The organism is Streptococcus oralis, assembly GCF_026782085.1.
Classification (GTDB): Bacteria; Bacillota; Bacilli; order Lactobacillales; family Streptococcaceae; genus Streptococcus; species Streptococcus oralis_DA.
Map to the genome: position 1 here is coordinate 1,271,000 of NZ_JAKUVW010000004.1, position 21,533 is coordinate 1,292,532.

A 21,533-nucleotide genomic window follows, 5' to 3' on the forward strand; every position below is an offset into this window, starting at 1 on the left:
AAGAAGTTGTAAACTTAACCTTCTTTTACACGAAGATTGATGACACTTGTAACATCTTGATAGATCTTCACTGGTACATCAATCAAACCTACTGCTCGAATTGGTGCTTGCACTTGAATATTGCGTTTGTCAATCTTAATACCAAACTGCTTTTGCAATTCTTCTGCAATTTTCTTGTTAGTGATGGAACCAAATGTACGACCATCTGGTCCAACCTTTTCAACAAACTCTACAACCGTTTCTTCTGCTTCAAGCTTAGCTTTGATGGCTTTTGCTTCAGCAATCATTTCAGCATGAGCCTTTTCTTCAGATTTTTGTTTTCCACGCAACTCACCCACTGCTTGAGCAGTCGCTTCCTTGGCCAAATTCTTTTTAATCAGGAAGTTTTGAGCATAGCCTGTTGGCACTTCCTTGATTTCACCTTTTTTCCCTTTTCCTTTAACATCTGCTAAAAAGATTACTTTCATTCTTCTTTCTCCTTTTCCTTTAGTTCTTCCAAGATTAGTTGAGTCAATTTTTCTCCTGTTTCTGACAAACTCATATCCTCGATTTGTGCAGCTGCTAGATTAAAGTGGCCTCCACCACCCAGCTCTTCCATAATACGTTGCACATTGATTTTACTACGACTTCGAGCCGAGATAGAGATAAATCCTTGTGTATTTTTTGCCAGAACGAAGCTAGCCTCAATACCAGACATAGCCAGCATAGCATCAGCAGCCTTACTGATAACAACTGTGTCATAAGAAATTGAGTCCTTAGCTTGGGCAATCAAGATATCTGAACCTAACTTACGACCTTGTAAAATGAGTTCATTTACCTCACGGTACTCTTCAAAATCTGTCGCAGCAATCTCCTGGATAGCAATACTGTCACTTCCACGTGTTCTCAGGTAGCTAGCCACATCAAAGGTTCGACTCGTCACGCGAGATGTGAAATTCTTGGTATCCAGCATCATACCAGCCATCAAAACACTAGCCTGCATACGACTCAAACGATTCTTCTTAGAATTTTGGAACTGAATCAATTCTGTGACCAACTCACTGGCACTACTTGCCCCACTTTCAATATAGGTGATGACTGCATTCTCAGGGAAATCCTGATCACGTCTATGATGGTCAATAACAATAGTTTGAGTGAACAAATCATAAAAATCTTTTGACAAAGTCAAAGCCGTCTTGGAATGATCCACCAGAATCAATAATGAACGGTTTGTAACTAACTTCATCGCATCTGTAAGAGATAAAAGTTTCGTGACATCTTCCTTCTTCAAGAACTGAATAGCACGTTCGATATCTGCTGGCATATGGTCTGCATCATAGACAGCATAACTGTTCTCAATAATATTACTTGCAAACAACTGCATACCAACAGCAGATCCCAAAGCATCCATATCTAGATTTTTATGACCGACTACAAAAACTTGGTCAACACTTCGAATCTTATCAGAAATGGCTGTCATCATGGCTCTGGTACGTGTACGAGTACGTTTGATAGATGCAGCAGTTCCTCCACCAAAGTAGACAGGATTCTTGGTTTCGTTATTTTCCTTGACCACCACCTGGTCACCACCGCGAACTTCTGCTAAGTTCAAGTTGAGCAAGGCAATTTTCCCTATCTCTTCATGGTTTCCATCACCATAAGAAAATCCCATACTTAAAGTTAGGGGTAGATGCCTCTGTTTTGATTCTTCTCGGAAAGTATCAATAACGGAGAATTTATCATTCATCAATTCCTCTAGTACCGTGTAATCTGTGAATACATAAAAACGATCCATCCCCACACGGCGAGAAAACATAGCATACTTACTAGCAAATTCTGAAACAAAATTGGCTACAAAACTATTGATATGACTGATATCTGAGTCAGATGTCGCATCCTCCAAATCATCATAGTTATCTACCGAGATGACTCCAATGACTGGACGACTAGTTACCAATTCAACAGTTGCTTCGTACTCTCCAGAAACATCAAAGAAATACAAAACACCTGAAGCCTTGTCCATATGGACAGCATATCGTGTTTCGCCCAAGGTAGCATACGAACCTGGATTCCCAACAGAAGCCTTGATGATGGTTTGAATTAACTCAACATCAATTTCCCCTTCTTCAGTAGTTAAAATCAGCTCAGCATAGGGATTAAACCATTCCACTTCTCCGCTTGATAAGTCTAATTTCAGGACTCCCACCGGCATTTGATCAAGCAAAGTACTCAAGCTATTTTCGGCTTGGTGATTTACATATTGGATTTGTTCAATTTCGCTCTTTTCATACTGTTTTTTTTGCCAAACGAATAAAAGCAAATAAAGCAGTACAAATAAAAACAAAACAGTGATTGTTACAGCAAGATTATGTGAAAAAATAATCAGCAAAGTTAAGATTCCGAAAGTTGCAAGTCCTAGCAAGACTGCAGAAAACGGGATTAAATTATTTTTTTTCATTCTAAACCTCTTGCGCATTATTATATCACAAAAACCCTTAAAAAGCGACCTTTTAAAAGATGCAAGCCTTTCTTTCATGATTGATTTCTCTAACTTCAGACACAAAAAGAGGAGGGAATCATCACCCTCCTACCCACGTGTTCAGATCACTAACACCTAACGTTCCACGATAAGGGCAGTCCCCATCCCTCCTCCGATACAGAGAGTTGCTAAGCCAGTTTTAGCATCACGTTTCATCATCTCATGTAGCAGCGTTACTAGGATACGGCAACCGGAAGCCCCAATTGGGTGACCAAGAGCAATGGCGCCACCATTGACGTTGACAATATCTGTGTTGAAACCAAGTGTTTTACCAACCGCACAAGCCTGAGCAGCAAAGGCTTCATTTGACTCAATCAAGTCGAGATCTTCAACTGTCAAATTGCCTTTTTCAAGAGCCTTGCGAGTCGCATAAATCGGTCCACATCCCATCATCTTAGGATCCAAACCTGCATTTGCATACGAACGAATGTGGGCAATCACTGAAAGTCCTAATTCTTCAGCTTTTTCAGCACTCATCATCAAGACAGCGGCTGCTCCGTCATTGATGCCTGAAGCATTACCCGCTGTGACAGAACCGTCTTTTTTGAAAACAGAACCTAGCTTAGACAAACTCTCCAAGCTAGTATCTTTTCTAGGATATTCATCTGTATCAAAAACGATAGGATCGCCTTTGCGTTGAGGAATGACAACTGGCACAATCTCTTCTTTAAAGCGTCCAGATTCTATAGCCGCAACTGCTCGTTTTTGTGACTCTAAAGCAAGAGCATCTTGCTCTTCTCGACTGATACCATATTCTTCAGCCACATTCTCAGCTGTAATCCCCATATGGTATTCGTTAAAGGCATCAGACAAACTGTCCTTAATCATGGTATCTACCACTTTCGAATCTCCCATACGACCACCCCAACGGAAACTTGGCAAAACGTATGGAGCCTGACTCATGTTTTCTGCACCACCAGCTACGATAATATCTGCATCGCCACATCGAATCGCTTGCGCAGCCAACTGCACTGCCTTCAAACCGGAACCACAAACCTTGTTGATAGTAAAGGCTGGTGTAAATTCAGGGAGTCCTGCGTGAATGCTCATTTGACGAGCCACGTTTTGACCTAAACCTGCGCCTAGGACATTCCCCATAATCACTTCGTCTACCTGCTCTGGTTTGACATTGACTTTTTCCAAAGATCTCTTTATAACCAAAGCTCCCAAATCGACAGCTGAAACATTCTTCAAACTTCCTCCAAAGGAGCCTATTGGAGTTCGCACTGCCGAAACAATCACCACGTCTTTCATAACTGCCTCCATTTATACCTTTTATAATGATGCAATACAAAAGTGGTTTACACTGGTGTAAACCACTTTGAAAATTCTATTTTATGATTCTTTCACTTCTAACAAACCAACTTCACCATCTTCACGGCGATATAAAACATTTGTTGTTTGATCTTCTACATCTACATAGATAAAGAAATCATGTCCCAACAAATCCATTTGAAGAAGGGCTTCTTCTAAATCCATTGGCTTCAAATCAATTTGTTTTGAACGAACGACTTTTGGTTGCACAACATTTGCATCCTCAACTAGAGCATCTGTAAAGAGTTGGCTTGTCGCAACTTTATTTTTATTTTTACGTTCGATTTTTGTTTTATTTTTACGAATCTGACGTTCAATTTTATCTGTCACAAGATCGATAGAACCATACATATCTTGAGAAATATCTTCAGCACGAAGAGTAATAGATCCAAGCGGAATTGTTACTTCAACCTTTGCTGTTTTTTCACGATAAACTTTCAAGTTCACACGTGCATCCAACTCCTGATCAGGTTGAAAATACTTTTCGATCTTTTCGAGTTTAGAAACTACATAATCACGAATTGCTTCTGTTACTTCTAGGTTTTCACCACGGATACTATATTTAATCATATAAGTACCTTCTTTCTAAACATTTTTGTTTTTCTAACTATATTATAACGCTTTCATTTTCGTTTTGCAAATTTTTTCCTCATCTTACAAGGGAAAAAGTTTTAACATCCAAAGCACCTGATTCTTCCAAAAGTCGTTTCACACGATTCACAGTTGCCCCTGTAGTATAGATGTCATCAATCAGCAGAATTTTCTTAGGAAGTGAGATTCCATCTTTAATAAAAAATGGAATTTCAGTAGCCAACCTTTCCAAACGGCTTTTAGAAGAACTAGCGCTCTCTTCTCTTTTTCCTAATATATCTTTAAAAGAAAAGCCTGCTGCCTCAACCAAACCCTCGACTTGGTTAAACCCCCTCTCAAGCAATCTTTCAGGGCTTAGGGGAATCAACACAAATTGATATCCTCTATACTTTTTCAACTCCTCAGCAAGAACAGAAGCAAAAACTTTTCTAAGCAAAAAATCGCCATCAAACTTATATCGACTGAAAAAGTCTTTCATAGCTTGATTATAGGTAAAGATTGCCTTATGATCAACCTGAATTCCTTCTTTACACCAAAGTTTACAATCTTGACACTTAGTTGACATGCCTGTTTTCATACAGTTTGGACAATAATTCTCACCAATATTCTCAAAACTCGTAGCACAAGCTGAGCATAGATAACTGCAGTCGTGCTTCAAAAGGAAGAGGCTACTAAAAGTTAACTCCCCCTTTGTAGCCTGACCACATAATAAACAGTTCATAATCCAGCCTCCTTGTTCATCTGCTTGATTTCCTTTATTGCCTTCTTGATGGAAGCATTTAATCCATCATGAAAGAAGAGCAACTCACCAGTCGGTCTGTCCATACTACGCCCAACTCGACCACCAATCTGAATCAAGCTAGACTTGGTAAAGAGACGATGATTAGCTTCTACTACGAAAACATCTACACAAGGGAAGGTAACTCCGCGTTCCAATATTGTTGTACTGATCAGTATTGTTAGTTCTCCATCTCGAAAAGCTTGTACTTGCTCTAATCGGTCTTCTGTCACAGAAGATACAAAACCAATGCTCTCATTCGGGAAATGCACCTTTAGTATTTCTTTTAGTCCCTCACCTTTCTTAATCTCTGATGTAAAAATCAGTAAGGGATAACCTGTTCTTCTCTGTTTCTCAATATAAGTCTTTAACTTGGTTGACAATTGATTTTTCTCTAAACAGCGATTAAAATCCGATAACCAGACTGGTTTAGGAATAATCAATGGATTTCCATGAAATCGTCTTGGCAAGCTCAATCGTTTTAATTCTCCAGTGCGAACCTTCTTATCTAACTCATCTGTAGAAGTTGCTGTAAGAAATATCCTTAACCCCTCCTCCTTTACACATTGGTTTACAGCATAGTAAAGAACAGAGTTGTCAACATAAGGAAAGGCATCTACTTCATCCACTATCAGCAAATCAAAAGCATGATAAAATTTTAACAGCTGATGAGTCGTTGCAACAACTAGTGGTGTTCGAAAATAGGGTTCTGACTCACCATGAAGTAGTGCTATCTCACAAGCAAAGTCATTCTGCAGTCGCTTATATAACTCCAAGCAAACATCTATTCGAGGGCTGGCTAAACAAACTGCACCACCTTCATCAATCACTTTAGCCACAACTTGATAAATCATCTCTGTCTTTCCAGCTCCTGTTACAGCGTGAACCAAGGTTGGCTCTTGCTTGTCTATCGCTTGAAGAAGTCCCTCTGAAACTTTTTCTTGAAAAGGTGTTAACTGACCACGCCATTTGAGGACGTCTTGCTTAGGAAAATCCTCCTGTGGAAAATAGTATAAAGCTTGATCACTCCTGACTCTCTCCATCAATAAACACTCCCTACAATAGTAAGCGCCTATAGGCAAATGCCATTCTTCTAGAATACTACTATTACAACGTTGACAAAACAGTTTCCCTTTCTCTTTTCTCATTGCTGGAAGTTTCTCAGCCATCTGCCGTTCTTCTTCTGTTAATTCTTTCTCAGTAAACAAGCGACCGAGGTAATTTGGATTTACTTTCATACTTCTTTATTCGTAAAAATCTAGCACTTTAGATATTTTTTTAGTACAATTAAATCATGGAATTTAGAACAATTAAAGAGGATGGGCAGGTCCAAGAAGAAATCAAAAAATCTCGATTTATCTGTCATGTCAAGCGTGTTTATAGCGAAGAAGAGGCTCGTGACTTCATAACTACCATCAAAAAAGAACACTATAAAGCCACCCATAACTGCTCTGCTTTTATTGTAGGGGAACGCAGTGAAATCAAACGTACGAGTGATGATGGGGAACCTAGTGGTACTGCTGGAGTCCCTATGCTGGGTGTCTTAGAAAATCATAATCTAACCAATCTCTGTGTGGTAGTGACACGCTACTTTGGTGGCATCAAACTAGGTGCTGGTGGTTTGATTCGTGCTTATGCAGGTAGCGTAGCCTTGGCTGTCAAAGAAATTGGCATTATTGAAATCAAAGAACAGGCTGGCATAGCAATTCAGATGTCTTACGCTCAGTATCAAGAATATGGTAATTTTCTTAGAGAGCATCATCTCATGGAGCTGGATACAAACTTTACAGATCAAGTTGATACAATGATTTATGTTGATAAGGAAGAGAAAGAAAATATCAAGTCTGCTCTTGTAGAGTTTTTTAATGGAAAGGTTACTTTAACAAATCAAGGTTTACGAGAAGTTGAAGTTCCTGTAAACTTAGTGTAAACAAAGGAGAAATACATGGCGTTTGGGAAATTTATTCAAGGACTTGCTGGAAACTTTAGCGAGGAAAACAAAGAGACTCTTATCAAAGAATATGGTCAATATCTACTAGAGAATGAAGAAATTCAAAGTGGATATAAACTTATTCGCGATTCAATTATCTTTACAAATATCCGTATCATCTTTACAGATAAGCAAGGTGCCACTGGTCGCAAGATGTCTGTTAAGTCACTCTTTTTGATGAACATTGTAAACGTTGAAATGGAAACTGCTGGAGCAGGTATAGATGATAGTGAGATTACAATCACTTACTTAGAAAATGTCTTTCTAAAAGCACATAATGAACATCTGAGTTTCCATAAATTTGAATTCCCTAAAAAAACGGACATCCTCCCTCTTTACACCTATTTATTAGAATTGGCTTATCACAATCGATTAAAAATTAATGGCTTAGACCTTTGATATAAAAAAATCCTATCACTTTGATAGGATTTCTATATTTTACAAATAGCCTTGAGCGCGTTATACTAGTATCATCTTATACAAAGAGGTATATCTATGACTATTTATAATAATATCACTGAACTAATTGGACAAACACCGATTGTTAAACTTAACAACATTGTTCCAGAGGGTGCTGCAGATGTCTATGTTAAACTAGAAGCTTTTAACCCTGGATCGTCAGTAAAAGACCGTATTGCCCTTAGCATGATTGAAAAAGCGGAACAAGATGGTATTCTAAAACCGGGTGCTACTATTGTTGAAGCAACGAGTGGAAATACTGGTATCGGTCTTTCATGGGTAGGTGCTGCTAAAGGATATAAAGTTGTTATCGTCATGCCTGAAACGATGAGCGTGGAACGCCGTAAGATTATCCAAGCCTATGGTGCTGAACTCGTCCTCACTCCTGGTAGCGAAGGAATGAAAGGGGCCATTGCCAAAGCTCAGGAAATCGCCACTGAACGTGACGGCTTCCTTCCACTCCAATTTAATAATCCAGCTAATCCAGAAGTACACGAAAGAACAACAGGAGCTGAAATACTGGCTGCTTTCGGTTCTGATGGTTTAGATGCTTTTGTGGGTGGTGTTGGTACTGGTGGAACGATCTCAGGTGTCTCTCACGCTCTTAAAGCAGCAAATTCAAACATTCAAGTTTATGCAGTTGAGGCAGACGAGTCAGCTATCTTGTCTGGTGAAAAACCAGGACCCCACAAAATTCAAGGCATCTCAGCTGGATTTATTCCTGAGACACTTGATACAAAGGCCTATGATGGTATCGTCCGCGTAACGTCAGATGATGCTTTAGCACTTGGCCGTGAAATTGGTGGAAAAGAAGGCTTCCTTGTTGGGATTTCTTCAGCTGCAGCGATTTACGGGGCAATTGAGGTTGCCAAGAAATTAGGTACAGGTAAGAAAGTCCTTGCTTTAGCACCAGATAACGGCGAACGTTATTTGTCTACAGCACTCTATGAATTTGAAGTGTAGCCTCCTAAATGCACTTAGCCCTTATTAAAGGGCTTTTTTTATATACTCATATAGAGTCTATTCTCTAGACAAAAAGAAAAAGGAAGCAAATTGCTTCCTTTTCTATTAGTTATTCAAGGCTGCTGCCATTGTAGCTGCAACTTCTGCTTCAAAGTCGTTTGCAGCTTTTTCGATACCTTCACCAACTTCAAAGCGAGCGAACTCAACTACTGAAGCGTTAACTGATTCAAGGTAAGCTTCAACTGTCTTGCTGTCGTCCATGATGTAGACTTGTGCAAGAAGTGTGTATGCTTGGTCAACTTTAGTGTTGTCAAGCATGAAGCGGTCCATTTTACCTGGGATGATTTTGTCCCAGATTTTTTCTGGTTTGCCTTCTGCAGCCAACTCAGCTTTGATATCAGCTTCAGCTTGAGCAATCACTTCATCAGTCAATTGTGCTTTTGATCCATACTTCAAGTGTGGAAGAGCTGGTTTACCAACCATTGCACGGCTTTCGTTATCTTGGTCGATTACGTGGTTCAATTGTGCCAACTCATCTTTAACGAATTGCTCATCCAATTCTTTGTAAGAAAGAACTGTTGGTTTCATCGCAGCAATGTGCATTGAGATTTGTTTAGCAAGCGCTTCGTCTCCACCTTCAATAACAGAGATAACACCGATACGACCACCATTGTGTTGGTATGCTCCGAAGTGTTGTGCATCTGTTTTTTCAAGCAAAGCAAAACGACGGAATGAGATTTTTTCACCAATTGTAGCTGTTGCAGATACATATGCAGCTTCAAGAGTTTCACCTGAAGGCATTGTCAAAGCAAGAGCTTCTTCGTTGTTAGCTGGTTTTCCTTCAGCGATTACTTTAGCTGTTGCGTTTACCAAGTCAACGAATTGAGCGTTTTTCGCAACGAAGTCAGTTTCGGCATTTACTTCAACTACTGCTGCAACGTTACCGTTAACAAATACACCAGTCAAACCTTCTGCAGCAACACGGTCAGCTTTCTTAGCTGCTTTCGCCATACCTTTTTCACGAAGCAATTCAATCGCTTTTTCGATGTCACCGTCTGTTTCTACAAGCGCTTTTTTAGCGTCCATAACACCGGCACCAGATTTTTCACGCAACTCTTTTACAAGTTTAGCTGTAATTTCTGCCATTTTGATTCTCCTATATTTTTTAAAAATAGGAGAGCTGGGCTAGGCCCCGCCCTCCTAGGTAATTACTATTTATATGAATTAAGCGTTGTCGCCTTCTACAACTTCAACGATTTCTTCGATTGAGTCAGCTTGAGCTTCTGAAGCTACAAATTCAGCTTCAACTGCTGTTGCGTCCTCACCTTGACGTCCTTCGATGATAGCGTCAGCCAATTTAGCTGTAATCAATTTAACAGCGCGAATAGCGTCATCGTTAGCTGGGATGATTACATCGATATCGTCTGGATCAGTGTTTGTGTCAACCATCGCTACAACTGGGATACCCAATTTTTTAGCTTCTTTAACAGCGATTTGTTCTTTATGTGGGTCAACTACGTACATTACATCCGGGATACGAGGCATGTCTTCGATACCACCCAAGAATTTTTCAAGACGTGCACGTTGTTTGTTAAGAAGTGCAACTTCTTTCTTAGGAAGAACGTCGAAGATTCCTTCTTCTTCCATACGTTTGATTTCTTTCAAACGAGCAATACGTTTTTGGATAGTTCCCCAGTTAGTAAGAGTTCCACCCAACCAACGGTGGTTGATGTAGTATTGACCTGAACGTTCTGCTTCTTCTTTAACAGCGTCAGCAGCTTGTTTTTTAGTACCAACAAACAATACAACTGCATCGTTAGCTGCTGCATCACGCATAAAGTCGTATGCTTGGTCAGCGTATTTTACAGTTTGTTGCAAGTCGATAACGTGGATTCCGTTACGCTCAGTGAAGATGTACTTAGCCATCTTAGGGTTCCAGCGACGAGTTTGGTGACCAAAGTGTACACCAGCCTCAAGAAGTTGTTTCATTGAAATTACTGCCATGAGTATTTCTCCTTTTTGTTTTTTTCCTCTCCTCGACTTCAGCTTGCAAAACGACCCGAGGGCAACAGTTTCACAATTCATCAAGAATGAGTATTATCGTTTACACGACAAGTTTCATTTTATCACATTTTAGCCATATTTTCAAGTAGTTTTGCTAGTTTTTAGCCTAACTTAAGACTAAAAAAGAAAAGAGACTCAAATCGAGCCTCTTTATTTCATTCATTAGTTTGGATAGATGTATGTTACGTAACCTTCAGAAGTTGTAGTTGGGTTGAACCATCCACGTTTGTTACCGATTGTACGATCTCCACCATAGTTTGATTCTGATACTTGAATGCTAGTTGATGATGAAACTGCTGTAACAACCGCTACGTGTCCATATCCACCGTCATTCCAACATGCAATCGCACCAACTTGTGGAGTTGATCCTGTACGGAATCCTGCAGCTGCTGCACTTGTAGCCCACTGCGCTCCGTTACCCCAGTAATCTCCAGCCCAAGGTGCTAATGTTTTAGCTCCCCAAGTACATTCTCCAGTTGGATAACTTGAAGCATTTGTACTGTATGTTGGACGCTGTCTTGTTGGAGTTGGAGCAGGTGCTGGAGTGTAGCTTGAATCATCATCTGATGAAGAGCTTGAAGTTGCTTGCACTTGATCTGAAAGTGTTGTATTTCCAGAAGCAACAACTGATTGTTGTTGACTTGTTTGACGTGCTTTATAAGCCGCTTCTGCTTCAGCTGCTGCTTTTGCTTCTGCCTCTGCTGCTGCTTTTTGTTCCAATAAAGTAGCTTTATCACTTTCTGCAGTAGCTTTCTCTGCAGCAAGGTTTAACTCAGCAACTTTCAACTCTGCTTGTTTTGTTGTCAATGCTTGTGCATCGTCAGCAAGCGTTTGTTGGTTCGCAATGACTGTGTTGATTGCTTCATTATTTGCAACCTGTTTTTCAGCGATAGATTTCTTATCAGCTTTCTGTTGTTCCAACATTTTGTTGTTAGCTGATACAATCTCGCTCATTGCTGCAACACGTGAAATAGCTTCTGTAATTGATTTTGAGTTTACAATTGTATTGATGTAGCTAGTTGCAGCACCGTTTGTTTGTGCGCTACGTGCTTGTTTCTCCAAAGATTCATTACGAGCAACAATGTTCTTAGAAAGCTCTGTAATTTCTCCTTCAAGTTTTTTAGATTCAGCTTGTAGAGTTTCGTTCTCAGCTTCCAAGTTCGTTTGTTGAGTTTGGATAGCTGTAACTTGCGTTTGGATTTCATCTACTTGTTTTTGAGCTTCTTTTTGTTGAGATGTCAAATTACTAATCTTACTATCTTGAGCAGCAATCTTTTCATCAGTTGTTTCAGCGTGGACAGTTGTCAATACCGCCGCTTGAGACACTAATACTGTACTTAATAAAAGTGACGCTAAGATTTTTTTCTTCATATTGTGTAGATACTCCTTCTATTTAAGACATTACTAGTATACCAAAAAAAGACATAATAAATATTACGCCTTTGTTACATTTTTATTTCTTTCTTATAGATAACATTTTTCAAAAATATATTGGAAAATAAGCATCCATAAAAAGTTTAAAATCATTGATGGGACAAGGCTGTAGACGATGAAAACTGGCATCGATTCTATTGTCAATCCCATAGCAAGAGCAAGGAGGTAGCTCCCCATATCAAATAGGAAACTCATCACAACTATTGTTAACATTCTTGTCCAACGGTTTAGCAAAATTACACTATTAAATTTATGGAGCGAAGCACCTATCAAGATAAATAGAAGTGTCGCAATTCCTATCAAGTGGAAAAAATAGATATCGTACACCAAACCCACTATACAGCAATAAGCTAGATAGAGATATTCTGAAACCTCAATTGTCTCAAACAAGAGAAATAAAAACAGAAAATGACTTGCTAAATGAAAGTGAGGGAAGAAGGATCCCGCTAATTGTCCAATATGTGCATCAATTAGTACGACAAAAGGGAGTAAAAAGAAAATACCAATTTGTTTTAACAGTCTCATTGCTAATTCCCCACTAACTCTACCACATGAAGATTTTTGGTGTCAGCACTTAACTTGACTGTTACTTCCTTTGTTAGATAATCACTGCTGTGTGTTGTAGCAACAACCTCTCCAACAGGGATATCCTTAACATTAAAGTTTCCGAGCCCCCCTGTAGTCACCTTGTCTCCCGCGCTAATGTCGCTGTTGCTGTTTAATTGGCTAATTTTAAGCAGTTCAGATTCCTTATCATAACCAACGATAATCCCGTAAATTTCAGTAGAACCATGCAGGATTTTAACAGAAATTTTGTCTGAATTTTCGGTGTTTGTCAATAGATTGACCGTTGTTGAATGATCCTCCACCTTTGAAACACTACCAATCAAACCCCCGTTTGCAATGGCCAACATATTTTCAGAAGCTCCTTTTGAACTTCCCGCATCAATTGTTAACTCTTGTTTCCAAGATACTGGAGCTCGCATAATCACATCTGCTGCAATGGTTTTTGTAGCCTGCAATTTTGACTTCATATCCAGCAACTGACGTAATTGTTCATTTTCATTTTTTAAACTTTCTGATTGATTAGACTCCACCTCTAGTTGATAGAGCTGTTTCTTTAGACTCTCATTTTCATTGTAAGTCTGCGTCAAATGTCCCAAATCCGATTTGAAAGTATCAAACCACTGAAAGGGTTTTTGAACAATTCTATCCACTAAGGAAATCCCATCTCCTAGTTTCGTCACAATAGCGCTTGAATAGGTTGTCACTAATAGAACAGAAACTGCCAGAACTGTGACAAAAACGATGATTAGATATTTTGATTTTTTAAAACGGTTCATATTCCTACCTTTATACTAAAAACCTGCTACTGTGAGCTTCTTATCAATCCTACAAACCTGCTAAGATTTTAAGAAAAATAAGAAACATCCCAGTACCAAAATCACAAGAATTGCCAGTGTATCCTTTTGACTCCATTTCAACTGTCTATACTGACTTCTACCCTTTCCTCCCTGATAACCACGCGCTTCCATGGCTATTGCCAATGAATCTGCACGCTTTAAGCTAGTCGCAAAAAGAGGAATTAAAATTGGAATCATAGCCTTTACTTTTTGAACGATGCTGCCTTCGCCAAAGTCAACTCCACGAGCTTTTTGAGCATTCATAATTCTCGTTGTGTCATCCATCAAGGTTGGAACAAAACGCAAACTCATTGATAGCATGAGACCAATTTCATGAACGGGAACTTTCACGCGTTTCAGCGGTGCTAAAAGAGCTTCAACTGCGGCTGCCAGACTCAAAGGCATGGTCGTTAAGGTTAGCAAGGTTGAAAAGAAAATAATCAACACAAAACGACAGAAAATGATTCCTGCTTGTTGCAAAGCATAATCCGTTATTCTTATAAAAGAAAACTCAAATAGGACATTTCCACTTGAAATGAAAAAGAGCTGAAAAAGAGTCGTAAAGGCGATCAAGAAGAACATGGATTTTAATCCCTGAACGAAAAATGAGAGAGAAACGCCCGATAATGCGATAAATATACCTGTCGCTACAAACAGAACGAGATTGGTGAGAGGATTATTGGCCCAAAATACAATCAAAATCAGCAGAATCATGGCAAGCAATTTACTACGTGGATCCAAGCGATGAATAATGGAATCCCCTGGTATATAGCGCCCTAAAATCATACTATCCATTTAGCGACTCCTTAAACTCCTCTATCTTGATTGGCAGTTTTTTAAAATCTACACCCCTATCTGCCAAACGTTTACAAAAGGCTGTGATTTTAGGCACACCTAACTGTACCTTTTCCATAGAGGCTACATCTTGAAAGACATCACTTGGTTTGCCACTTTTGACCAAACGCCCCTTTTCCATAACATAAACCTGATCAGCATATGCAGCTACATCATCCATCAAATGTGTTACCAGGACGATTGTCATTCCAGCAAGGTGAAGTTTTTTAAACAGGGTCATCAGTTCTTTTCTGCCCAGAGGATCTAGTCCAGCTGTAGGCTCATCCAAAACCAAGACAGTTGGCTCCATGGCTAGCATACCTGCTATAGCCACACGTCTCATCTGACCACCCGAAAGTTCAAAAGGACTGCGCTCAAAGAGTGACTCATCGATGCCTACCAAGGCTAACTTTTCACGCGCAATTTTCTTGGCCTCTTCCTCAGAAACTCCAAAATTTTGCGGTCCAAATGCAACATCTTTCAAAACAGTCTCTTCGAAAATCTGATTTTCAGCAAATTGAAACACTAGACCAACCTGCTTTCGAATCTGACGAATTTCTTTGTTGGTTGATGTAGGTGTAATGACGGTATCAAAAACTCGAACAGAACCCTTACTTGGTACCAATAGGCCATTTAAAAGCTGTAAAATCGTTGATTTCCCACTACCTGTATGCCCTACTAAAGCTGTATAGGAACCATCCTCAATCGTCAAAGAAACATCAGTCAAGGCTGATGAAGATAGGGGAGTTCCCTCTTGATAGGTAAAGCTCACATTTTCTAGAGTAATTCCCATAACTTGTCCTCTAGCTCTCCTTCTGTCAAATAGCCATCCGGCAACTGATAACCAGTCTCTCTCAAAGATTCTCTCAATTGATTAGTAAAAGGCTCATCCAACCCTATCTGGTCAAGATCATCCCGAGAAAAAAGTTCTCTTGGGCTGCTGGTTGACTCCACTTGGCCTTTTTTCATGACCAAGACACGGTCACTCATCGCAACTTCTTCTAAGTCATGTGTAATGGAGACGACTGTCATCTGGTGATCTTTTCGAATCTCTTGAACTGTCTGAATCAGTTCTCTTCGTCCCTCGGGGTCCAACATACTTGTAGCCTCATCCAAAATCAAAATAGCTGGTCTCAGGGCAACAACTCCCGCAATAGCCACACGCTGTTTTTGTCCACCAGATAAACGAGCTGGTTCTCTCTTCTTAAAGTCTAGCATACCTACCAACTCCAAAGATTCAGCCACTCTCTTCTTCATTTCTTCACGAGGAAGTCCCTGATTTTCTAGACCGAAGGCAACATCATCTTCAACAGTTGCCCCCACAAATTGGTTATCTGGATTTTGAAAAACCATACCAATTTGACGGCGTAAGTTCCAAACATTCTCAGAGGACAGCAATTGCCCATCTATCCAGATTTCCCCAGACTCTGCTTCAAGCAATCCATCAATCAAACGGATAGTTGTCGATTTTCCACTCCCATTATGACCTACAATCGAAAGCCATTCTCCCCGTTTCACGTGAAACGAGACGTTATTAACGTCATAATGATCCTGGTCTTCCTTATAACGAAAAGACAGATCTTTTATTTCAATAATCGATTTCATTTCGAACCAAATGTCCCTTTGAATACATGAGCGCTACCCTTGAAATAATCATAACCAGAGTAGATAGTGAAAAACAAAGCGATATAAAGCAACAGCTGACCAATTAAATTCCAATGTAAGAGCAAAAAGATAATGGCAAACATCTGACTAAAGGTCTTGATTTTCCCTGGCATCGCTGCTGCTAGAACTGTCCCTCCCGTCTCAACAAGCAACAAGCGCAAGCCTGTCACCGCAAGTTCACGACAGATGATAATAGCAACAACCCAAGCTGGAGCCATGCCTAACTCAATCAACATGATAAAAGCTGACATAACCAACAGCTTATCAGCCATCGGATCTGCAAATTTTCCAAAGTTGCTGACTACATTCCATTTACGAGCAAGGTAACCATCAAGATAATCCGTTATACTAGCAACTGCAAAGATGATCGCTGCCAGCAAATGACTGCCTTGTGAATGGCCCAAAGTCAAAATAAGAATAAAGAGAGGTATGAAGAGAATTCTACCAATAGTTAATACATTAGGAATTTGTTCTTTTTTCATTGATTTTTCCTTAATCTGTAGTAAATGTAAGTGTTACAGTTCCAGTCTGAGTTGTCAGCTTCGAAGTATCAATCGTTTGATTGTCAACAGTTACAGTAACTCCCTTCACTACACCTAAAGTAATGGTAACGGGATTCTTAGTTGAAACTGTTGTTTTTGCATTCTTATTGTCTGTGGATAGTGTCACACCACCCTCCAGCTCACTTCCTGAAACACTAACCCAACTAGTTGCATCTGATACTGCCAGTTGAACAGTAGCGATTTCCTTACTCGTTTTATACCGAGCTTCAATGCGGTTTCCTTCGCCTGACACTGTAATAGTTGATTCCGTAGTAGAAGACGAGCTAGACGTCTGACTACTAGAAGATGAACTAGATGAGGTTGTTGAACTAGTCGAGCTCACAACACTATAATTAGCTGAAGAAGGACTTGGCTGAGTTTGGATGTAGTTCCAAACATAGTAAGTGACAAAAATTAAAATTGACAAAGCAAATAGGACGAAATAAAACAAGGGGAGATAAGACGTTTTTTTCTTATTTGATCGTCTGCGACCAGATAAGTCTTCTTCATCGACATCTACCTCTTCGTAGGTAATCATACTACCTGAATCATAGGCATCCAAAACAATTCTTTCATCTAACTCTACTGCCCAGGCATATTTTCTTAAAAAAGAACGAGCATAGAAGGTACTAGGAAGTTGATCAAAATCATCTGCCTCCATAGCTTCTAGAAAATGCAACTGAATTTCAGTTTTTTCCTGTAATTCTTCCAGACTCAATCCCTGGTTAATTCTGGCTAAACGTAGAACCTCGCCAATTGTTTTTTTTCTCATACGTACCATTCCTTCTTTCTAGTATTAGTCATCTTTTAAGCTGGAAAGATTGTAAAATCAACTAGATCACCATCATCAATCAAACGATGCCCAGCTTCTAGAACATCCTCCAAAGTAATTTCCTGTAAAATTTTCGGAAAATCAAAAATTGTTTCTCCGCGATCCATCGGATCGTATTGAGTGGCAATAAACTCCAAGGAGTTCATACTGCTGAAAAACTCCCCAAACATCTCACTCTTAACAAGATCTAAATGTTCCTCTGTAATATCCGTATCACTACTAAACTGACGAATCGCTTTCCGAAATTGATGCGACAGAGAAACAGGCTCTTTGGTATCCATCGTCAATATCACAAAATGAAAGCGACTGTTGACTTCAACCTCAAGTGACAATGACGTGTCTAACTTCCCAGACTCATATAACTTTTGAAAACGATCAGAAGTCCAACCAAACATCATCGTAAATAGTAATTTCAATAAAATATTGTAACGATAAGACTCAGCTTCTGTTATTTGCCCATTACCTCTAATCGCAACAGCAAGTTTGGGTGAAGAAACTTCCATCCGAAGACTATCTGTTTGCTTCACAGGCTGCAAGGGTAGTTTCTCTTTTGTAACTATAAACTGTTCTAAAGTCTTCTTTTCCTTTTTCGAAAAGTATTCCTCAACAACTTCCAAATCAATATTTCCAACTAAAAACAGTGACATGTTGACAGGTTTGTAAAACTCTGTAAAATTCTCTTTTAAATTCGAAACTTGAATCTCAGAAATTGATTTTTCACTTCCAACTATATCTGTCGCTAAAGGAGTATCAGGATAAAGGTTGGCTAATGTTGCAAAAAACAAGCGTGAGTCTGGATCGTCTTGATACATTTCTCGTTCTTGCTGGATAATAGCCTGTTCCCTCAAAACAGACTCTTCTGTAAAATGAACATCTCCGACTAACTCATCTAGCAAATCTAAATTCTCTAATAGATGGTCAATTGTTGAAAAAAGATAGCTGGTCTTAGTAAAGCTTGTAAAGGCATTACTGTCCGCACCTAATCGAGTAAACGTAGCCATTATATCCTCAGAATTTTCTCTTTCAAACAATTTATGTTCAAGAAAATGTGCAATTCCTGCTGGATGATGACGTAAACCTTTTCCCAAGCTTGTATAAGTTGCATCTACAGAACCAAATTGAACTGTTACAATCCCATAAACCTCATTGAAATCTTGTTTAGGAAGTAAAGAAACTGTCAATCCATTTGACAATTGTGCTTTGTAGACTGTTTCCTTTACAGCAGGATAGTATTTTTCTTCAAAAGTAACCTTTGTCATTCTACTCCTTCCATAAAGTAAATCGCTTGTAACTTCAAATTGTTGGCAGCTTTACAGACAGCTTCTTTACCAACATTCTCTAATTTTGCCACCAATCGATCAATGTCAAAGCTTGATTTTCCAAATAGAGCATTCAAATAGACTCTTTCAACTAAGGTCTGTTGATTATCTTGAGCCATCAACAAAGATCGTCGAATCATCTCCTTGGTTTGTTCAAGTTCAAAATCTGTAAAGTTACCCTTTTTCAGATCTAGCAATTGATGATTCATCAATTTTCTAGCCTGATTTCGATTTTCTCTATCAATACCCGCATACATCCTTAACAGACCACTAAACAAATCCAATTGACTCGAGACTGTATAGGCTATTCCAGCATTTTCACGAACGTTTGTAAAAAGTTTCGAATGTGCAAATTCACCCAACAAACCATTCATCACAAGCATGGGCAAATGCTCATCATCACCATATTTTACAGGAGAATGATAGCCTAATTCTAAAATAGATTGCCCAACATTCCTCTGAACCATTCCTTCTCGTAGAACATTCGAATAAGATTGATAGTACTGGATAGTGACGCCGTTCTCTCTAACTGTAAAGGGTAATGACTTCAACGATTCTGTAATTTCTACTTCATTAAAATCACCTAAGAAAAAGAAATCAATACGATCATTCTTCAGAGCATTTTGAAAGCACGTGTAGCTACTTTCCGGAGACTCATTTGAAATACTATTTCGTAAATCACTGTATCTCAATTGAAGACGCTCATCATGGAAGAACAAGCTATCCAACTCCTTATGAGCAAAATAAAACGAATCATCCATATCAGTAGCTAAACTAGCCAATAACTGTTTTCTTTCAATTTCAAATAGGGCTGGCTCAAAAGCACCATCTTGAACTAAGGGAGCAAATAAAGTCTGTTTCACTAATTTCAAAATTCGAGAAGTCAAGACATTCTTTTTACTTAGAAAATCATCCCTCACATAGGTAAACGTTAGGTCAAGAATATGTGCCTGTCCCCTACGATAAGCACTTGTGGAAATATCTGTTCCATATAAACTTGCCAAGTATCTGCGAAATGCTTGTGATGTGGGATAAGCTTGATTTGCCGTCTCCAACATACTTGCACTTAACATGCGTCCTGCTATTGTCTCAAGAGATAAGGGAGCAGTAAAACGAATAGTGATTTTATTTGTTTTAAACTTTTTGGATTGAACAAAATGTGCTGAAATTCCAGGCACTAATTCCATACCTTACCTCCTTACATATAGAGTTCTATTATACCACGAAAATCAAAATTTTTCTTGTTCTCTTTATAGCTTTAAAGAGTAAAACCGTTTTCATTTCAACTAACTTTCCTCCAGCTATTTCAAGGAAAATATGGTATAATACCAAAGATTGAGGTGAATTATGGAATACAAATTATTTGAAGAATTTATTACGCTCCAAGCCCTCCTAAAAGAGCTTGGGATTATACACAGCGGTGGTGCTATCAAATCCTTTTTAATAGAGCATCAAGTTTACTTTAATGGCGAATTAGAAAGTAGACGTGGGAAAAAAATCCGTATTGGAGATACGATTGACATTCCTGATTTAAAGATTGACATCATCTTGACGCAACCAAGTTTAAAAGAGCAAGAAGAGTATCAAGCAGATAAGATTGAGAAAGAGCGAATTGCTAAACTTGTCAAAGAGATGAATAAAGGTATCAAGAAAGAAAAACAAAAAACTTCTTCATCGCCTAAAACCAAACAAGTTCCACGTTTTCCAGGAAGATAACCATGTGGCTCCAACATTTAACAATTAAAACCTTTCGAAACTACAAAGAGGCGAAAATTGATTTCAATCCAAAATTAAATGTCTTTCTAGGTCAAAATGCACAAGGAAAAACCAATATTCTAGAGGCAATCTATTTCTTGGCCTTGACACGTAGTCATCGGACTCGTACAGATAAAAATCTCATTCATTTTGATGACGAGCAACTCCATCTTTCTGGCTTGCTACAGAAAAAAACAAGCTCTATCCCTCTAGAAATTGATTTAACACCAAAAGGGCGTGTGACCAAGGTCAATCACTTAAAACAAGCGCGCCTATCGGACTATATTGGACATATGAATGTTGTCCTCTTCGCACCTGAAGATCTGCAGCTAATTAAAGGAGCACCTTCTGTCCGTCGAAAGTTTATAGACATTGAACTGGGACAAATTAAACCAATCTACTTGTCAGACTTGTCAAACTATAACCACATACTCAAGCAAAGAAATACTTATCTAAAATCCAGCCAGAAGATTGATGAAACATTTCTGTCAGTCTTAGATGATCAGTTAATAGATTATGGTTGTCGCGTTATAAAGCATCGGATAAAATTCATTAAAGACTTAGAGAAATTTGGCCAAAAAAAACACTTAGAAATTTCAAATAAATTAGAAGAACTGTCAATATCTTATCAATCAACTGTCAACTTCACTAATGAAGAAGTTTTAATGGATTCTTTTAAAATGGCTTTAGAAAAAAGCAGATCCAGAGATTTATTTAAAAAGAATACTGGAGTTGGCCCTCATCGAGATGATATTTCTTTTTATATCAATGGTATGGATGCTAGTTTTGGAAGCCAAGGTCAACATCGTAGCCTTGTTCTTTCTATCAAACTGGCAGAAATTGAGCTAATGGAAAGTATTACCAATGAGTCTCCGATACTACTGCTCGATGATGTTATGAGCGAACTTGACAATACACGGCAACTAAAATTACTAGAAACCATTTCTCAATCTATCCAAACCTTTATTACAACAACAAGTTTAGACCACTTGCAAAATTTACCAGAAAACCTTAGTATTTTCAATATTCAAAACGGTAAAATTTCTGTAAATCAAAATTGACAACTTTGTAA

The 21,533-nt window shown here is 38.8% G+C and carries 23 protein-coding genes; 5 read left to right on the forward strand and 18 right to left on the reverse strand.

From position 1 onward, the window contains the following. Positions 1-14: 14 nt before the first annotated feature. The 6 genes from rplI to MK395_RS08270 form a co-directional block, all read right to left on the reverse strand. Positions 15-467, reverse strand: coding sequence for a 50S ribosomal protein L9 (gene rplI / locus MK395_RS08245; RefSeq protein ID WP_000864211.1), 453 nt, complete (start codon positions 465-467; stop codon positions 15-17). Further along, positions 464-2,437 carry a DHH family phosphoesterase gene (locus tag MK395_RS08250; RefSeq protein ID WP_268711648.1) on the reverse strand — a complete coding sequence of 658 codons (1,974 nt, stop codon included), beginning with the start codon at positions 2,435-2,437 and terminating at the stop codon, positions 464-466. Before MK395_RS08250 ends, rplI begins: the two co-directional genes overlap by 4 nt. 156 nt (positions 2,438-2,593) lie before the next feature. Beyond that, complete coding sequence (locus MK395_RS08255) at positions 2,594-3,772, reverse strand: acetyl-CoA C-acetyltransferase (RefSeq protein ID WP_268711649.1); 1,179 nt, start codon at positions 3,770-3,772, stop codon at positions 2,594-2,596. A gap of 81 nt (positions 3,773-3,853) precedes the next feature. Beyond that, complete coding sequence (gene hpf / locus MK395_RS08260) at positions 3,854-4,402, reverse strand: ribosome hibernation-promoting factor, HPF/YfiA family (RefSeq protein WP_000599103.1); 549 nt, start codon at positions 4,400-4,402, stop codon at positions 3,854-3,856. A 79-nt stretch (positions 4,403-4,481) separates the two neighbouring features. Beyond that, positions 4,482-5,144 carry a ComF family protein gene (locus MK395_RS08265; RefSeq protein WP_268711650.1) on the reverse strand — a complete coding sequence of 221 codons (663 nt, stop codon included), beginning with the start codon at positions 5,142-5,144 and terminating at the stop codon, positions 4,482-4,484. Continuing rightward, positions 5,141-6,439 carry a DEAD/DEAH box helicase gene (locus MK395_RS08270; RefSeq protein WP_268711651.1) on the reverse strand — a complete coding sequence of 433 codons (1,299 nt, stop codon included), beginning with the start codon at positions 6,437-6,439 and terminating at the stop codon, positions 5,141-5,143. Before MK395_RS08270 ends, MK395_RS08265 begins: the two co-directional genes overlap by 4 nt. A gap of 56 nt (positions 6,440-6,495) precedes the next feature. On the opposite strand from MK395_RS08270, the gene MK395_RS08275 reads away from it, so the two are divergent. From MK395_RS08275 to cysK, 3 genes are all read left to right on the forward strand, one after another. Then, positions 6,496-7,131 carry a YigZ family protein gene (locus MK395_RS08275; protein ID WP_125423551.1) on the forward strand — a complete coding sequence of 212 codons (636 nt, stop codon included), beginning with the start codon at positions 6,496-6,498 and terminating at the stop codon, positions 7,129-7,131. Positions 7,132-7,146: 15 nt separating this feature from the next. Further along, the gene (locus tag MK395_RS08280) at positions 7,147-7,590 is read left to right on the forward strand and encodes a PH domain-containing protein (protein ID WP_033584681.1); all 444 of its coding nucleotides are present in this window, start codon (positions 7,147-7,149) and stop codon (positions 7,588-7,590) included. A gap of 96 nt (positions 7,591-7,686) precedes the next feature. Continuing rightward, positions 7,687-8,613 carry a cysteine synthase A gene (gene cysK, locus MK395_RS08285; RefSeq protein WP_139659072.1) on the forward strand — a complete coding sequence of 309 codons (927 nt, stop codon included), beginning with the start codon at positions 7,687-7,689 and terminating at the stop codon, positions 8,611-8,613. A gap of 105 nt (positions 8,614-8,718) precedes the next feature. On the opposite strand, the gene tsf is transcribed toward cysK, so the two are convergent. The 12 genes from tsf to yfmF form a co-directional block, all read right to left on the reverse strand. Continuing rightward, a complete protein-coding gene (gene tsf, locus MK395_RS08290) occupies positions 8,719-9,759 on the reverse strand; it encodes a translation elongation factor Ts (RefSeq protein ID WP_000808059.1) in 1,041 nt (346 codons plus the stop codon). A gap of 78 nt (positions 9,760-9,837) precedes the next feature. Then, positions 9,838-10,617 carry a 30S ribosomal protein S2 gene (gene rpsB / locus MK395_RS08295; RefSeq protein ID WP_125412841.1) on the reverse strand — a complete coding sequence of 260 codons (780 nt, stop codon included), beginning with the start codon at positions 10,615-10,617 and terminating at the stop codon, positions 9,838-9,840. A gap of 222 nt (positions 10,618-10,839) precedes the next feature. Further along, on the reverse strand, positions 10,840-12,048 hold the full coding sequence (gene pcsB, locus MK395_RS08300) for a peptidoglycan hydrolase PcsB (RefSeq protein WP_000726991.1): 1,209 nt from the start codon (positions 12,046-12,048) through the stop codon (positions 10,840-10,842). A gap of 93 nt (positions 12,049-12,141) precedes the next feature. After that, complete coding sequence (mreD, locus tag MK395_RS08305; RefSeq protein WP_247929884.1) at positions 12,142-12,636, reverse strand: rod shape-determining protein MreD; 495 nt, start codon at positions 12,634-12,636, stop codon at positions 12,142-12,144. Between the two features lie 2 nt (positions 12,637-12,638). Then, complete coding sequence (mreC, locus tag MK395_RS08310; protein ID WP_001078971.1) at positions 12,639-13,454, reverse strand: rod shape-determining protein MreC; 816 nt, start codon at positions 13,452-13,454, stop codon at positions 12,639-12,641. 60 nt (positions 13,455-13,514) lie between these two features. Further along, the gene (locus MK395_RS08315; RefSeq protein WP_049477905.1) at positions 13,515-14,309 is read right to left on the reverse strand and encodes an energy-coupling factor transporter transmembrane component T family protein; all 795 of its coding nucleotides are present in this window, start codon (positions 14,307-14,309) and stop codon (positions 13,515-13,517) included. Further along, on the reverse strand, positions 14,302-15,141 hold the full coding sequence (locus MK395_RS08320) for an energy-coupling factor transporter ATPase (RefSeq protein WP_049477906.1): 840 nt from the start codon (positions 15,139-15,141) through the stop codon (positions 14,302-14,304). Before MK395_RS08320 ends, MK395_RS08315 begins: the two co-directional genes overlap by 8 nt. Beyond that, the gene (locus tag MK395_RS08325) at positions 15,126-15,953 is read right to left on the reverse strand and encodes an energy-coupling factor ABC transporter ATP-binding protein (RefSeq protein WP_268711652.1); all 828 of its coding nucleotides are present in this window, start codon (positions 15,951-15,953) and stop codon (positions 15,126-15,128) included. The genes MK395_RS08320 and MK395_RS08325 overlap by 16 nt, the downstream gene beginning before the upstream one ends. Then, positions 15,950-16,495, reverse strand: coding sequence for a CDP-diacylglycerol--glycerol-3-phosphate 3-phosphatidyltransferase (gene pgsA / locus MK395_RS08330; RefSeq protein WP_000712149.1), 546 nt, complete (start codon positions 16,493-16,495; stop codon positions 15,950-15,952). The genes MK395_RS08325 and pgsA overlap by 4 nt, the downstream gene beginning before the upstream one ends. Before the next feature lie 10 nt (positions 16,496-16,505). Further along, positions 16,506-17,327 carry a cytoskeleton protein RodZ gene (rodZ, locus tag MK395_RS08335; RefSeq protein ID WP_268711653.1) on the reverse strand — a complete coding sequence of 274 codons (822 nt, stop codon included), beginning with the start codon at positions 17,325-17,327 and terminating at the stop codon, positions 16,506-16,508. Positions 17,328-17,362: 35 nt separating this feature from the next. Then, positions 17,363-18,646 carry an EF-P 5-aminopentanol modification-associated protein YfmH gene (gene yfmH, locus MK395_RS08340; RefSeq protein WP_268711654.1) on the reverse strand — a complete coding sequence of 428 codons (1,284 nt, stop codon included), beginning with the start codon at positions 18,644-18,646 and terminating at the stop codon, positions 17,363-17,365. Continuing rightward, entirely contained in the window at positions 18,643-19,893 is a 1,251-nt protein-coding gene (gene yfmF, locus MK395_RS08345) for an EF-P 5-aminopentanol modification-associated protein YfmF (RefSeq protein ID WP_268711655.1), read from the reverse strand. Before yfmF ends, yfmH begins: the two co-directional genes overlap by 4 nt. 160 nt (positions 19,894-20,053) lie before the next feature. Between yfmF and yaaA the strand changes: the two genes are divergently transcribed. Next, positions 20,054-20,422: a S4 domain-containing protein YaaA gene (yaaA, locus tag MK395_RS08350; RefSeq protein WP_268711656.1), complete on the forward strand. Its 369-nt coding sequence runs from the start codon at positions 20,054-20,056 to the stop codon at positions 20,420-20,422. Between the two features lie 2 nt (positions 20,423-20,424). Beyond that, complete coding sequence (gene recF, locus MK395_RS08355) at positions 20,425-21,522, forward strand: DNA replication/repair protein RecF (RefSeq protein ID WP_268711657.1); 1,098 nt, start codon at positions 20,425-20,427, stop codon at positions 21,520-21,522. Positions 21,523-21,533: the final 11 nt, after the last annotated feature.

Bases quoted from the DNA above. Each gene is read 5' to 3' on its own strand.
- MK395_RS08255 (WP_268711649.1), bottom strand. From the start codon at position 3,772: ATGAAAGACGTGGTGATTGTTTCGGCAGTGCGAACTCCAATAGGCTCC.
- pcsB (WP_000726991.1), bottom strand. From the start codon at position 12,048: ATGAAGAAAAAAATCTTAGCGTCACTTTTATTAAGTACAGTATTAGTG.
- tsf (WP_000808059.1), bottom strand. From the start codon at position 9,759: ATGGCAGAAATTACAGCTAAACTTGTAAAAGAGTTGCGTGAAAAATCT.
- MK395_RS08320 (WP_049477906.1), bottom strand. From the start codon at position 15,141: ATGGGAATTACTCTAGAAAATGTGAGCTTTACCTATCAAGAGGGAACT.
- MK395_RS08270 (WP_268711651.1), bottom strand. From the start codon at position 6,439: ATGAAAGTAAATCCAAATTACCTCGGTCGCTTGTTTACTGAGAAAGAA.
- yaaA (WP_268711656.1), top strand. From the start codon at position 20,054: ATGGAATACAAATTATTTGAAGAATTTATTACGCTCCAAGCCCTCCTA.
- MK395_RS08315 (WP_049477905.1), bottom strand. From the start codon at position 14,309: ATGGATAGTATGATTTTAGGGCGCTATATACCAGGGGATTCCATTATT.
- MK395_RS08275 (WP_125423551.1), top strand. From the start codon at position 6,496: ATGGAATTTAGAACAATTAAAGAGGATGGGCAGGTCCAAGAAGAAATC.
- MK395_RS08265 (WP_268711650.1), bottom strand. From the start codon at position 5,144: ATGAACTGTTTATTATGTGGTCAGGCTACAAAGGGGGAGTTAACTTTT.
- MK395_RS08250 (WP_268711648.1), bottom strand. From the start codon at position 2,437: ATGAAAAAAAATAATTTAATCCCGTTTTCTGCAGTCTTGCTAGGACTT.
- cysK (WP_139659072.1), top strand. From the start codon at position 7,687: ATGACTATTTATAATAATATCACTGAACTAATTGGACAAACACCGATT.
- pgsA (WP_000712149.1), bottom strand. From the start codon at position 16,495: ATGAAAAAAGAACAAATTCCTAATGTATTAACTATTGGTAGAATTCTC.
- MK395_RS08325 (WP_268711652.1), bottom strand. From the start codon at position 15,953: ATGAAATCGATTATTGAAATAAAAGATCTGTCTTTTCGTTATAAGGAA.
- hpf (WP_000599103.1), bottom strand. From the start codon at position 4,402: ATGATTAAATATAGTATCCGTGGTGAAAACCTAGAAGTAACAGAAGCA.
- recF (WP_268711657.1), top strand. From the start codon at position 20,425: ATGTGGCTCCAACATTTAACAATTAAAACCTTTCGAAACTACAAAGAG.
- rodZ (WP_268711653.1), bottom strand. From the start codon at position 17,327: ATGAGAAAAAAAACAATTGGCGAGGTTCTACGTTTAGCCAGAATTAAC.
- yfmH (WP_268711654.1), bottom strand. From the start codon at position 18,646: ATGACAAAGGTTACTTTTGAAGAAAAATACTATCCTGCTGTAAAGGAA.
- MK395_RS08280 (WP_033584681.1), top strand. From the start codon at position 7,147: ATGGCGTTTGGGAAATTTATTCAAGGACTTGCTGGAAACTTTAGCGAG.
- rpsB (WP_125412841.1), bottom strand. From the start codon at position 10,617: ATGGCAGTAATTTCAATGAAACAACTTCTTGAGGCTGGTGTACACTTT.
- yfmF (WP_268711655.1), bottom strand. From the start codon at position 19,893: ATGGAATTAGTGCCTGGAATTTCAGCACATTTTGTTCAATCCAAAAAG.
- mreC (WP_001078971.1), bottom strand. From the start codon at position 13,454: ATGAACCGTTTTAAAAAATCAAAATATCTAATCATCGTTTTTGTCACA.
- mreD (WP_247929884.1), bottom strand. From the start codon at position 12,636: ATGAGACTGTTAAAACAAATTGGTATTTTCTTTTTACTCCCTTTTGTC.
- rplI (WP_000864211.1), bottom strand. From the start codon at position 467: ATGAAAGTAATCTTTTTAGCAGATGTTAAAGGAAAAGGGAAAAAAGGT.